The 14,076-nt window shown below is 41.2% G+C and carries 12 protein-coding genes; all 12 read right to left on the reverse strand.

Annotation, left to right across the window (positions count from 1 at the left end; translation table 11 throughout):
* Positions 1 to 185 precede the first annotated feature (185 nt).
* Positions 186 to 2,027 carry a GAF domain-containing hybrid sensor histidine kinase/response regulator gene (locus JMX48_RS00410; protein ID WP_227687822.1) on the reverse strand — a complete coding sequence of 614 codons (1,842 nt, stop codon included), beginning with the start codon at positions 2,025 to 2,027 and terminating at the stop codon, positions 186 to 188.
* A gap of 21 nt (positions 2,028 to 2,048) precedes the next feature.
* Positions 2,049 to 2,930: a ThiF family adenylyltransferase gene (locus JMX48_RS00415; RefSeq protein WP_201533118.1), complete on the reverse strand. Its 882-nt coding sequence runs from the start codon at positions 2,928 to 2,930 to the stop codon at positions 2,049 to 2,051.
* A gap of 143 nt (positions 2,931 to 3,073) precedes the next feature.
* Positions 3,074 to 4,057 carry a TatD family hydrolase gene (locus JMX48_RS00420; RefSeq protein WP_201533120.1) on the reverse strand — a complete coding sequence of 328 codons (984 nt, stop codon included), beginning with the start codon at positions 4,055 to 4,057 and terminating at the stop codon, positions 3,074 to 3,076.
* A gap of 173 nt (positions 4,058 to 4,230) precedes the next feature.
* Positions 4,231 to 4,401, reverse strand: a complete 171-nt coding sequence (locus JMX48_RS00425) for a hypothetical protein (RefSeq protein ID WP_201533122.1) — start codon at positions 4,399 to 4,401, stop codon at positions 4,231 to 4,233.
* Between the two features lie 422 nt (positions 4,402 to 4,823).
* A complete protein-coding gene (gene gspD / locus JMX48_RS00430; protein WP_201533123.1) occupies positions 4,824 to 7,073 on the reverse strand; it encodes a type II secretion system secretin GspD in 2,250 nt (749 codons plus the stop codon).
* A 162-nt stretch (positions 7,074 to 7,235) separates the two neighbouring features.
* Positions 7,236 to 8,129: a type II secretion system protein N gene (locus JMX48_RS00435; protein ID WP_227687823.1), complete on the reverse strand. Its 894-nt coding sequence runs from the start codon at positions 8,127 to 8,129 to the stop codon at positions 7,236 to 7,238.
* Positions 8,130 to 8,132: 3 nt separating this feature from the next.
* A complete protein-coding gene (gene gspN / locus JMX48_RS00440) occupies positions 8,133 to 8,957 on the reverse strand; it encodes a type II secretion system protein N (protein ID WP_201533125.1) in 825 nt (274 codons plus the stop codon).
* A 263-nt stretch (positions 8,958 to 9,220) separates the two neighbouring features.
* Complete coding sequence (locus tag JMX48_RS00445; protein ID WP_201533127.1) at positions 9,221 to 9,544, reverse strand: H-NS family nucleoid-associated regulatory protein; 324 nt, start codon at positions 9,542 to 9,544, stop codon at positions 9,221 to 9,223.
* Between the two features lie 303 nt (positions 9,545 to 9,847).
* Positions 9,848 to 10,450, reverse strand: a complete 603-nt coding sequence (locus JMX48_RS00450) for a hypothetical protein (protein ID WP_201533128.1) — start codon at positions 10,448 to 10,450, stop codon at positions 9,848 to 9,850.
* A 515-nt stretch (positions 10,451 to 10,965) separates the two neighbouring features.
* Complete coding sequence (ssb, locus tag JMX48_RS00455) at positions 10,966 to 11,583, reverse strand: single-stranded DNA-binding protein (RefSeq protein ID WP_201533129.1); 618 nt, start codon at positions 11,581 to 11,583, stop codon at positions 10,966 to 10,968.
* Between the two features lie 360 nt (positions 11,584 to 11,943).
* The gene (locus tag JMX48_RS00460) at positions 11,944 to 12,570 is read right to left on the reverse strand and encodes a DUF3833 domain-containing protein (RefSeq protein WP_201533130.1); all 627 of its coding nucleotides are present in this window, start codon (positions 12,568 to 12,570) and stop codon (positions 11,944 to 11,946) included.
* Positions 12,571 to 12,628: 58 nt separating this feature from the next.
* A complete protein-coding gene (locus JMX48_RS00465) occupies positions 12,629 to 13,993 on the reverse strand; it encodes an MFS transporter (protein WP_201533131.1) in 1,365 nt (454 codons plus the stop codon).
* Positions 13,994 to 14,076: the final 83 nt, after the last annotated feature.

Consider the following 14,076-nt stretch of genomic DNA (forward strand, 5'->3'; position numbering starts at 1 on the left):
AAAAGAATAGCTAGCTTCTATTTATTTTTCAAAAAAAACTGAACCGCTTAATAAGCGGTTCAGTTTTTTGTTTATAGCCACTGTAATTACATAACAATAATTACATGATAATAAGTATGTGAAAGTAACTACATAATAATGCCAGCCACTATGGATGACGTTTATTTGAAGCGTCTTTCAAACCGTTACTCTTCTAGTGATTGCTTTTGTATCAGCCAGTACTGTATCAACGCATTTAACTGCTCTTTTTTAAAAGGCTTGGTGCAATAATCCTGCATTCCCACCTTCAAGTATTTTTCGCGCTCGCCATCCATTGCATTGGCTGTCAAAGCAATAATCGGCGGTAATGATTGAGGGTCATAAAGTTCATGCAATTTAATGGTTGCCTGTACACCATCCAAAATTGGCATATGATGATCCATCAAAATAATATCATAACGCTTAGGGAACAAAGCAAAAACTTCAATGGCTTGTTGTCCATCAGTGACATGCGTGACGGTATGGCCACCATTGTTGAGGGCTTTTTTAGCGATAATGGCATTGACAGCATCGTCTTCAACCAGCAGAATATGACCAGATAGCTCATGCATAGGCTCAATCAGGGTAAAGTCATTTGATTGTTGCCATGTCTCATAATGGTCTTCACTGATGGCGGGTAGAGGTAACAAAACGCTAAAAGTAGTGCCGACACCCACTTCGCTATCTACATCGATATAACCACCCATCAAATCAACCAAAGACTTACAAACAGAGAGCCCAAGACCCGTTCCTCCATAGAGACGGTGCGTGAATTTATCTGCTTGATCATAGGCATTAAATATCGCCTCCAATGATTCCGCTTTTATACCAACACCCGTATCTTTGACCTCAATACATAAGGTCATAATCTCTTGATTGACATTACCATTATCGACAGTACTGTTATCGACAGCATCGTCAGCAGTAATATGGCTCAAGCTATTTTTATGAACGTCTTTATTTTCAGTATAGTGTTTGTCAGTGCTATATCCATCATGATCTTTACAATCACAATTTGGCACGTGTTTGACATCAATGCTAACTCGCCCGCCCTCACGAGTGAATTTAATCGCGTTATTAACAAGGTTGGTTAAAATTTGTTTGAGACGGACAGGGTCGCCTTGTACATAAGGAGACAATGATTCAGTATAATGATAGCCTAAAATCAATCCGCGCTGACGGGCTTTTACGGCAAAGAGACTGACCACTTCATTGCACAATGCAGACAAGTTGACTGGAATAGCATCGATGGTCATTTTTCCAGACTCTACTTTCGATAAGTCTAAAATACCATTGATAATTGACATCAAATGCTCGTTAGAAACTTTGATGTTATCGACACATTCTTGTTGTTCTTTGCTGAGTTGAGTATCACCCAGCATCTCTACCATACCAATAATGCCATTCATCGGTGTACGAATTTCATGGCTCATATTGGCCAAAAAATCTGATTTCATATCATTGGCATGTTTAGCATCGCGCTGTTTGTCTTGTAGCCGCAAAGCATCTGCTGCCATCATCGCAAATTGAGCCAATATCTTCGCTTGCGCTTCATCAAAGTGATGGTTAGGCTTCATATCCATTAAACACAATGAGCCCAAACGATAGCTTTTATGATCCTCATAAAAAATAATTGGCGCGCCAGCATAAAACCGCAAATGAGGATCGTCTGTCACTAATGGGTTATCGCTAAAACGACTGTCTTTTGATAGATTTGGTACGACGAAAACGTCATTAGAGAGTACTGTATAATTACAAATAGCAACTTCGCGCGTTGTTCTACAGGTATCACCAAGTCCACAAACGGATTTTAAGTACTGTGTCTCTTCATCCATAAATGTGATCGTAACGACGGGCATGTCAAAAAACAACTTTGCAAGATCAACAATACGTCTAAATGCAGGCTCATCATTATTATTAAGCACTTGATACTTTCTCAGCTTATTGATGCGTTCTGCTTCGTCTACCGCTACTGGGTAATTGGTTTTAGGTGAGTTAAGTATAGACACAATAGACTCCCTTAAGTAATGTCAGATGCTCGGCTTTATGCTTGTCTGTTTTATTAAAAGCTGTAACGCTTCGCTCACCATCATCATCGCTACAACGGAGGTAACAACGACTGCTGAGCCGTAACCGCCGCAATGTAATCCACCTGTTTGACAGCTTTTATCTACGCGAGGTGGCTCTGTAGAATAAACACATTTAATCCCGAATTTTTCTTTTAGCGCACTATTGATGCCTTTTTCATGACGTAGTTTGTTGCGTAATTTGGCAAGTAATGGATCTTGGTAACTCTCACGTAGATCGCTTACCCTAATTTGACTTGGATCTATTTTGCCACCCGCTCCGCCTGCACAGACCAGCTTGAGTTTATTAAAACGGCAATGAAGGGCAATGGCCAACTTGGCATTCATGTCATCTACGCAGTCTAATATCACAATTGGCTTGCCTTGATCAGCCGCAGTTTTTGCTTCATGACGGCTTGGCAATAGTGTTTCTATATTATCTACTGTCAAAAAATCATCAATTAAGTTTAAGCTGACTTTGGGATTGATCTCACGCATACGTGTTGCCATCGCTGCGATTTTACTTTGACCAAAGGTGCTGTCTAACGCTGGTAACTGCCGATTGACGTTTGAGGCAACCAGCACATCCAAATCAATCAAAGTAATCGTGCCGACTGCTGTTCGAGCCAATGCTTCTGCTGCCCAAGAACCAACGCCGCCCACGCCAATAACATAGACATGAGCGTCAGCGAAAGTATTAACGGATGCAGCGCCATAAAGCGTTTTTGTGCCTTGAAAACGGCGTTCATATTGATCGCTACTTTCTTCTGTCACCTCTTGTATGACAGCATTTTCAGTGACGAGCGTCTCTGTTATTGGCTGCTCAAATAGTCGTGTTTCACTCATACCGGTTATGTGCTCTTTTATTTTGAATCATTTTAGTTGTTTTTTCTTTAGCGACTATTAATCTATTTAAATACTGTTGGTTTATGCATTGGCTATTTCAAGAAATACCAGTAAAAAATGATAACCTATAGCGTGCATAACCATTATGTTGGATAAGTCCATGTCGTCTGCAAAGCCGTACAACTGTTATGCCATAACTGCTCAGCAAGGATAGAGGGCGGCACATCAAGCAATTCACTTAGGCTAAGCAATACCCATGGCAAATTGGCTGGTACGTTTCTATCGTGGGCAGGTGTATCGCCACATTTATCGCCTTGCCTTGATACGAGCTCAGATGAATTTTCATCTAAATTCTGACACATAATAGGTGTCATATCTGGACAGTCTGTCTCTATCACCAAGCACTCAATGCCATGACTATCAACCGCTGCTTGAATAGCGCGGCGTAATTTTTTGGCATTTGGATTGGTGACTTGACCCGTAACACCAAGCTTAAAACCTAACGCCACAAATGCCTTTGCTTCTTGCGCGCCGCCACTGAAACTATGGGCGATACCGCCCAACTTGTGCGCATCATAATCATGTGCTTTTAGTATGGCCAACGCTTCTGCGTGTGCCTTACGAATATGCAGCATCACTGGCAGATGATGCGTCACTGCGATATCCAATTGCGCCTTAAAAAATCGCTTTTGTTTATCAAATACATCTGGCTCTTTCATAGCATCGGTGAAGGTATCCAAGCCGATCTCACCAATAGCTAAGGGGCGATTTTCAGTAATCATCTTTGCCATGTCTTTGAGATGGTCATCGCTGTGCTGTTCAATATAAAAAGGATGCAAACCTAACGCAATATGGATATCAGTATGTGATTTATCTTGGATAGAACCTGCTACTGTAGGAGATTGCGACATCTGATCAAGCAGTTTCTTGGTCTCATACATACGCTCAAAATGCGTATGCAAATAACCCACTAATACCAGATGACATACGCCCTGCTCATAAGTCTTCTGTGCCAATATTTCTCTATCATCATCAAATATTGGCGCGTCAAAATGAGTATGCGTATCAATCAAAGGATAAATACTGGGTAATATCTGTTTCGTTATTTTGGATGAATCAGCGATCATTGATAGGCTCCAAAATTAATATTTTTATCTAAGAATTTCTTTATTGCCAATTTTATAAAAACATTTAAATTAATAATTAATTGATGAATAGCTACTTTCGCTTTTATAAAAAAACACTGGTATAAAAAAGCACTAGAAAAATTTTATTATTATAGTTTCTGCTTAAATTTTATTTAATCAAAATCAACATTATTATTGGTTTTAACATTGCCATTATCCGTTTTAACATTGTTGTTCTCAGACAGTTTTACATCAGCCTTTGGACTGCTGCGCCGAGGGATAATCAATAACGCCATCGCAACAGTACCTAATAAAAACCATTTTCTTTTATTTGTGGCAGTCATTACTCTTTTTCTCCCTACGTCTATATCATAGCCTATAATATTTATCTGTCATTGTTCATATCAGTGTTCATAATTACTATCTAATTATTATTTATTATACCGAGATATAAAAATGGCTGTGTTTATCTGTGTTATAAATACGCAAGCTAATGTACGGTATAAATATTATTTATTATACCGTGCATCTAAGGATTGCGATAACAAGAAAAAATTGCTGGATTAGGGCGTGTCCTTATTTTAAGAATAGTCATAAAAATGAGATAAATTGCCGTCAAACAAGGAAAATAGCGCAAATAATATCGGGATATTAATCAGCTATTTGACGACGTTTGGCAAAATTTAACCATTTTTAGCCCATTTAGATACAATCGCTTGAATTGAGGACACGCCCTAATAAATCATTGATAAAAATTATTGAAATATTAACGATTTAAGGGATAAGTTGTAATGCCACTGCTAGGCGTATTTACCTTCGTGAAACCCTGAGGTGCAGCTTTTGGCGTTTGATCGCGCTTAGGAACAAGAGGATTAAGCGGCATCAGTTCGTAATCTGCGCTAACGTTGCCATTCCAACCTTCTGTCCCACTCAAAGGCAGTTGTTTAATCGTACCATTTTTATCAATAACCAGCTGCAATACGCGCATCTGATTAAACTTACGCTCAGTGACGCTAGCGACCGCGCCGCCATCACGAAGGATGGTTGGTTGTAAAAATATGATTAAGTTACTCTTTTGCGTTGTATCATTATCAGAGCGGAACAAGCGACCAATGAGGGGCACATTACCCAAGCCTGGGACTTTTTGTTGGCGAGTTGTGGTATTGTCACGCATCAAGCCTCCAAGAGCAATGGTCTGCTGATCGTCGGCTAAAATGGTTGTATTGATCAGGCTTTTATTGGTAATTAAACCACTTGCATTGCCAGTACTGCCGGGCACCACTGACGAGACTTCTTGCGAGACTTCTAGGCGTACTGTGCCATTGTCACCAATATGCGGTATCACATTAAGGTTAATACCAATATCCTGACGGTCAATGGTCTGGAACGGGTTGTTTGAATTATTGCCACTGGTGGTAAAAGAGCCTGTGACAAAAGGCACGTTTTGACCGACTAAAATACTGGCTTTTTCATTATCCAATGTCAAAATCGATGGCATAGACAGTAGATTTGCGCTGGTAGAAGAGTCAAGTGCTTGCAAGATAGCTCCATAAAACTGAGCATTGCCGTTGCTATCTTTGCTACTATCACCGATGCCAATCAAAGCGCCCGCTATCGAGCTTGCTGCTGCACTAATACCCGCTGTACTGCCACCTAAAGCGGCTGCCGCAAGAGAAGCCGCACTCGCACCCACGTTATTAAAGTTGACGACGCCATAACCACTATTGGCATTGCCGAGCGCCCACTGCACACCAAGTTGGGTCGCATCATCGCCTGAAACTTCCACAATAGCGGCTTGAATCAATACTTGCGCACGGCGATTGTCTAACTGGTTGACGGCATCTTCAATCTCAAACATTAGCTCAGGCGCTGCATTGACGATGACTGCGTTCTGGGTTTCATCAGCGATAATACTAAAAGGTCTGCCGCCAATACCTGTACTCGCACCACTTCCTGAGCTTGTGCTCGATGCAGCAGAGGTCGCAGCACTATTATTATTAATACTACTTGCCTCATTAGACAAGGTAGACCCTGCACTACTCGCATCATTCAATGATGCTGACTCCAAAGAGGAAGTTTCACCCGTGCTATTAATCGATTGATTAGCGAGCAACCCACGCAGCATTTCAGCAATGTGACCTGCACTGGCATATTTTAATCGGAAGACCCGCAGACCACTCAAGCGTCTGGTAGGCGTCGTATCCAATTGATTGACCATTTCTTGAACTTTAGCAATCATCTCTGGACTGCCTTTAACCAACAGTCGATCACTAGAGGTATCAGCAATGACTTTGAGTTGATTAGTCGCCCCTTGTGCTTGTCCAGTGCCGGCACTCAACACCAGAGCGCTGATCAAGTCCATCATGCGCTCGGCATCGACATGGCGCAGCGTTATCACGCGTAAGCTATCATTGACATTACTGTCTAAATCACGAATAAGCTCTGTTAATTGGTTCAGACTGTCTGCACGATCGGACAATACCAATGCGTTAACACCAGGGACGGCGGCGGCATGAGCGGATTGCGGCATCAGTGGACGAATCACACCCAGTACTTCTGCCGCTTGGGTATTGGTCAAATAAATAACGCGAGTGGCCAGCGCCTCACCAACGCTATCACCGCGCAAATCCACCGCCACGCCAGATTGTTTGGCGACATTGTCTGGTACCAGTTTGATGGTCGTTCCCGACTCAATCGCTGCTACACCGTTCACTTGCATCACGCTTAAAAACAGCTGATAAATTTCATCACGAGACAAGGCTTTATTGGATATCACCGTTACATTACCATTGATACGTGGATCAAGGACAAAGTTCTGGTCAGTGATGGTTGCCACCTCATTGATGAAGGCTTTGATATCGGCATCTTGTAGGTTGACCTTCCAGCTCTCAGCACTGGCAAGACCGGTACTGGCAGCCCACAAAGGCACTGCTATGCAAAGAGGACGACACAGTCGCATCAGACGCTGCAAGATATGATGCAAAGGCGTGACTGTAAAATTATGAGAACTTACCATATTGATGATTACCTACAGTGATGTCGCTTAGTATGTGCTGAATTTAGTATGTGCTGAGAGTGCTCAGTTAGCGCATTGCCACAATAGCACTAACCGAATGCTTATATGTTTAAACCAAATGCTTGTACATTTAAAATAAGATTGTTAACCCATTTATTGAGCCTAAAATTGCTGACGAATGGTAATGACTTGCTCGCCACGTTTCACCTCTATTTGCGCCGATCCTGATTGCTGTACTTGTTTTAGCACACCAGCATCTTGTGCAGGATTGTTACCCACACTTTGACCATTTACGGTTAATACCTGATCGCCTGGCTCAAGTCCTAGGCGATTACGCAGCTTAGCCGGCATCGCTGCCGTCACTTGATAGTTTTCACCTGACGCCATCACACCCATTCTGCTTAAATAGCTGGCAGGGTTCTCTTGCAACGCCGTGACCGCCTCATCGATTGCAGATTGCGCGTTATTCTCGCTACTAGGCTCAGCTGACTCAGCATCAGTATTTTGCGCGGGCTGAGGGACAGTAGGTAACATGCTGTTGTCTGGCAAGCGCTGGTTGCTAACGGCACCTGCGATCATGTCGCTTTGGTCTAATGGCATCGCTTTTGGCAGGCTAATGACGGTTTGTTTATCACTAGAATCAGCGATGATAACCGAATCCCAATCGACAGCGACAAGCGTAAAGCCGCTGTCTTTTAGGCTATCACCGATACGATAATTTTTTACTTCACCATTAACGTCCAGTAGTGCTGAAGATAGGCTCTCAGGTATGGCAAGCAGCACCCCTTTCAAACCAACATTGGGCGGCGGCTGTACTGCTGCTGCAATAGGATCGGGATCAGCGAAAATAGCGAATAGGCTACTGTAATCTTTGCCAGATGAAGCCGAATTTTGCAAAGGTGCTAGCGGCAGTGTAGGCGCTAATGGCGCCGCCAGCAGCAGCCATAATAATCGCGCTGCTGTCCAGCATAACCAAGCAATTGCCAATAGCAACAGCCAGCCTGAGAAGCGATTGACAGTATTAAGCACAGGTTTTAAATTTGTAGAGACATTCATTATTTAGCGTGTCCCCAACTGGTTCAGCAGTGGCTGACGCACACTGACGACAGGCGTATCTTGCGGCGCTTTTCCTTTATACTCGGGCATATTTTCTAATAGACGCTGTGTCAAACTGACATCTAGCATATTGTCGCCATCGATATATAAGTCACCCAGACGTTTATCCTGATTGTTTAGCAGATTGATATGTAGCAGGTTTTTATTGTTTTTTTGTTCAGCACTTAGCTCCGCACGCATCGCAGGCATCGTAATATAAAAAACTTTACCACCGCTAGGATAACCCACTTCACCGCCAACCCATGTCAATTGACCATCCGCTTGACTGAATCCAGACAGGTTTTTACCTGAGTCATTATCTACAGACTTTGTATCAGATAGACGCTTTAGTGAGACGTTATTGATCTGAATGGGTGTATTGGGCAATTGCCAATCGACCACACTGGCTAACGTTTCAGGAGCAATTTTCCCGCTCATGTTATCAATTTCCCAAGAGCTGGTGCCTATTTTTACTTGCCCATTAAGTCTGGTTTGATCAGAATCAATATCGACATCTGCACCTAGCTTGCCTAACAATAGATGCCATGGTTGCCATGACCATCCGGCAGTACCGGTGAGCGGTGTCGCTGACAAAGGCATCTGCCAGATGACTGAGCCTTGCCATAAATTCCCAGACACATGCTGAACATAAGGCGTATCAGGGGCATATTTTTCAAGTAGCCATGCCGCTGGCATTTGCAATATGGCAAATAATGCAAATAATACAAACCCAATTAGCCACCATAGCTTACGAGGGCGCTTATGAGACGACGCGGATACTTGAGGCACGGTTGCATAACTCTTATATAAGACAAAATCGTCATTATCATAGCAAACAATGGCATACAGATGACAGAAAAAAAGCCAGTATCTTTTTACCAAAATACTGGCAATAAAGATACTGGCTTTTTTCTACTTCTAAGCGTTGGTACTGATTGCTATAAAGCTTAATAATTATAACTGAAACGTAATGATTATACGTTGCAGGCAAAGTAGAGATTAGCGTTTTGCGTCTCAATAAATGAGTTCTACCTATTAAATATCAAAATCTTCTAAATAGCAAAATCTTCAACATCATGACCAGCAGCGAGTGCTTCGACTAGCCAAGTTGGCTTGCGACCACGGCCCGTCCATGTTTCTTCATTATCGTTAGTGTTGCGATATTTAATATTGCGTTTTTTCTCTAATTTCTCTCCAGCTTGTAAAATCTCTTCGATAGTCGCATCGCTCTCTTCTGAGATTTTTTCAAACTGCATGTAAGCGTCATACAAACGCTGATGTTGTTTTTTAGCAATAAGTTGTTGGGCGTTTTCGGTGATGGCGCGTAGCTCATCTACGTTTAAACTGTCTAAATCAATAACGTTATTTTTGCTCATAGTAAGTCCAACTGTTATATAAAAGGTATAAAAAATACAACCTTAATAGAGCTATTACTAGCTATTAAGAACTAAAAATTATTTCTTGAGCTACCATTAAACAGACAATCATTTAATGGCATATTTTTAAATTAATTAAAAATTATAAAATATTTAATTATAAGCGCAGACAATATAAACATAAATTTATATTATAACAATAGTGAATTGTTATATTTTTACTAATTAAGGTTTCTAAATCTAACGATTAAGCTTAATTCAATGATCAATTTTTGATTAAATGCTATTTATAAATCACTAATATCAACGTTGAATTCTTTTAATAAACCCACTCATTCCATGCGGTAAATTACCAATACTTGTGTCCTGTATTTCCTGTGCCAACATCAATACTTGCGAGCTGTCTTCACATTGTTCTAGCGCTAGTAAATAACTCCAAGCTTCAGCAGGTGATGCATTTTTTTCAATATAGATCGCTAAGTCTGACCTGATAGTTCCATAGTTAGCATCAGATACTCTTGACTTAAAAATACTGCTTATGGATTTTCTGCCTATTGCTATCACTTCTTTTGGGTTCTTACTATCGAACGTTATATCGCTATTCGTATTAGAGGACAGTAGTGTCGGTTGTGACTGAGAAGTTATAGGCATTTGGAGAGTCGTATTATTGACCTCTACAACTTCGATATATTCAAGCTCTAGAAGCAACTCAAAGATTGGCTTCACACCACCAAAATCTGCAAACATTTTGCTTTTATCAAGCGTATCAATATAGTTTTGATACGTCCGCTTGCCATCAATCATAATCAGTAATGTTCTGGCTTCTCGCGGCAATATACCTAAATGTTGAGATTTTATCTCTGCTCTACCCAACTCACTTTTTAGAAACACATTACTATTATTCATACTCTATACCTACCAATAACAGTAAAGTAGATGTCTCTTTATTATAAATTTCTGACTCCCTAATCCTTAATTTTTTCAGCCATTAGATGGTAAAAAATCAGGTCTTTATTGGTCTTTGAAAATTATTTTTAAAAGAAGACATATCTTGAATATCGTCTGAACTATCCATTCAGAAGAATTATAACAACCGGTTTTAATAAACTACTAGAATTAATTAAATCCAATAGAACAAACGGTTCATATAGAGTATGAAAGGTAATTTTTACAATTTTCCATGCGAAAGCTGTTAAGTCATAACCATACAAAAATTATAATTATTATTAATAAAGACTGGCTATTCAATTAAGATCAAACAAATATTTAATTACTTTCTCAACATTATTTTATTTGCATTGCTTTTAAAAATATTCCGAATATCCGTAAGTATTGATATTATTTATAAACAGACATAAAAAAACTCTGCCATCGCAGAGTCTCTTATCTAACTTAATCAACACTATTAAAGTACGTATTCATCAGAACGGAATATCGTCATCTACAGGACCATCTGGCATGGCGGTAGGCTTAGATTGTGCAGGTTTCTGCGTTGGTTGGTTAAACTGATTTTGCTGAGCAGGGGCATTTTGATTGTTAAAGCTGTTCTGACCGCCACTCGCTTGGTTATAACCACCTTGTTGTGCTGGCTGATTGTTTGCTTGTTGCCCAAAGTTGTTCTGATTACTTTGACCACCTTGATTACCATAGCCACCCTGCCCTTGGTTTTGACCAGCAAATCCACTACCGCTCTCTTGACCGCCGCTCTGACCATCTAACATTTGCATTTGTTCAGCACGAATCTCGGTAATATAACGATCTTGACCATTGGGATCTTGATATTTACGGGTACGCAAACTGCCTTCGATATAGACTTTGCTGCCTTTACGCAAATACTGCGCGGCAATCTCTCCTAAACGATTGAATAATGAGATACGATGCCATTCAGTCGCTTCTCTTTTTTCACCACTTTGTTTGTCTGTCCATTGCTCCGATGTCGCAACCGAAATATTGGTTACGCTACCGCCATTATTAAATTGACGTGCCTCAGGGTCTGCTCCTAGGTTACCAATGATGATAACTTTATTAACTCCGCGCATAGTTCCGTCCTTTTACTTATGAATAATTTAATAAATAACTTGAATCACTATTTAAGATGACTGACTCAGTCTATCAGTAATATGGGTTCAGTAACATGAGTCACTTTAACCAATTTTTGTTTAAATATCTAGCATGCTTTAGCTATATACGACAGCTAATGTCGTGGGGTATTTATCTACTATAATCAGCTCACGATAGAGATAATACTCTATAGTCAATCCTAAATAAAATAAGGTCAGATATTATCACGCGCTACTGGTATAAATTTTCTTTGCTTGCTGTGCCTTCGCAGACAGAGGCTACAAAAAATTCATCCCAGTATCACTGTTTTTTTATCGTGGATCGACTACATTAGCTCATTATTTGGCATCAGAATTCTTGTGATGCAGGCTTAAGGTGATGCTACCCAGCTCCACGCCAAACTTTTTCATGACAGAACGATTCAATATGACATCTTTGTCAATCAAGTACATCCAATCATCCAAGTTCACTTTATAGGTTTTCTCACCCACAGGTAAGTCTAATACGTACTGCCAATGCAAGGTATTTCCAATAACGTCGCCTGTTGCTTCGCCCACCACATCGCCAGCGGTGCCTCTCCAACTACCGTCTGCTTGCCTAGTCAATCGCCAAATTCGTTGCGATTTTGTGCCATCTGCCCATGAGAATTTTTCATCTAAAACGATCACGTTATTGCCTTCATGAGTGGCATCAATATCGACATAAAAGCGTTTTTTGACCTCTCCATTGCGCCCTTGAAACATGCCCCAACCATCAATTTGACCTGAAAAAAATTCATGCATGTTGAGGGTTGGTTTGTTATTTTGATACGTCTGAATATTTTGGGTGGCACAGCCTGAGGTCAATAAAACGGCTGATAAACCAAACCCTAGCACAAGCTTGGTAACTGATTTATTGATCTTATTTAAGCCAATAGTAGGATTTTTACCGACAGCCATACTAGATAACGCCTTAAATTTACTCATATTAATTCCTTTTAAATAGTCAGTTTTTAGATAGTTAGCCAACTAAACAATTAATCCTTTAAATGTCTAGGGGGCTTTGTGCTAGATGCAACAGCTCTTGTCTTGATACCTCAGTGAGTTGTTTTTTATCGAGTTTGAGATACGCGACTTGTTCTTTTGCCATCACCACTAATTCATCAACGCCTTCTACCGCCATTATTTGTCGTGACCAGCTTTGTATGTCAATATTTTTAGGAATGGTGACGGTGGTACTGGATAGATAAGGCGGCTGAGCAATGGGTATAATGAGGATAAGCGCCACTACCATAACCACTGCCAAAATACCCCATGCTAGCCAATTGGGCTGGTTCAATAATAACCCACCCATAGAGCCGCCGACAAACGCGCCCAAAAACTGACTGGATGAATTGAGTCCCATGGCGGTCGCTTTATTGGCAACGGGCGCGCGCTTAGAAATCCACGAAGGAATCGTTGCTTCTAGCACGTTAAAACCCATAAAATACAATAACAAGCCAAAGATAATGCCAACACTGAGCTGACTGCCGAACGCAAGTAGCGTCAATGCTACAGCCATTAAGGCAATCGCGCCCAAATACACGTGGCGCATTTTTCGCTTTTTTTCTGCAATGATAATAAAAGGAATGGCAACGGCAAAGCCTACAAACAATAAAGGCAAATAAATCATGCCCTGCTGGCGTACGGATAAGCCCATTACTTCATTGAGCTGATGGGGCAAAATGACAAATATCGCCGTCATCGTCAGATGTAGGGCAAAAACACTCATATGCAAGCGATTCAAATCACCAATTTTGAGAACAGTCGCCAGCTGCTGACCAATTGATTTATTGTCCAGATTGTGTTTTAGAACCCGCAGTGGAGATGGTACTGCCAATAGCAGCAGCATCGCTAAAACAGCAAAACCTGAGGTCAACCAAAACAGTCCTGAGATACCAAGCGAACCCACTAGCAATGGACCAAAGGCAAACGCGAGCATGATGGACGTGCCAATGGTCAATCCCATTGTCGCCATCGCTTTGGTACGCATCTCTTCTCGAGTCACATCGGCCAGTAGCGCCATCAAGACCGCAGAGACAGCGCCACTACCTGCCAGCGCACGACCTATAATAACCTCATAAATATCCGTCGCATTGGCGGCGATGATTCCGCCAACAGCAAATAAAATTAAACCCAAAAAGATAATCGGTTTGCGGGGAAATTTATCAGCAGCGAGGCTCATCGGTATCTGAAAAATAGCCTGACCCAGCCCATAAACACCGACCGCTAAACCAATCAGAAATGGTGTGGCATGCGCATAATTGTTACCGTAAACAGAGAACACAGGCACAATCATAAACAAGCCAATCATCCGCAAGGCAAAAATACCACCGACCCCGAGGATTGCTCGTTTTTCTACGCTATTCATACTTGCCTCGCTGGTTTATCACTGTCATTGCTGCTTTATCAAGGCGTCAACCTATAAATCAAGCTCTCTAGTATAAGACATTC

The sequence above is a fragment of the Psychrobacter immobilis genome, from assembly GCF_904846225.1.
Classification (GTDB): Bacteria; Pseudomonadota; Gammaproteobacteria; order Pseudomonadales; family Moraxellaceae; genus Psychrobacter; species Psychrobacter immobilis_F.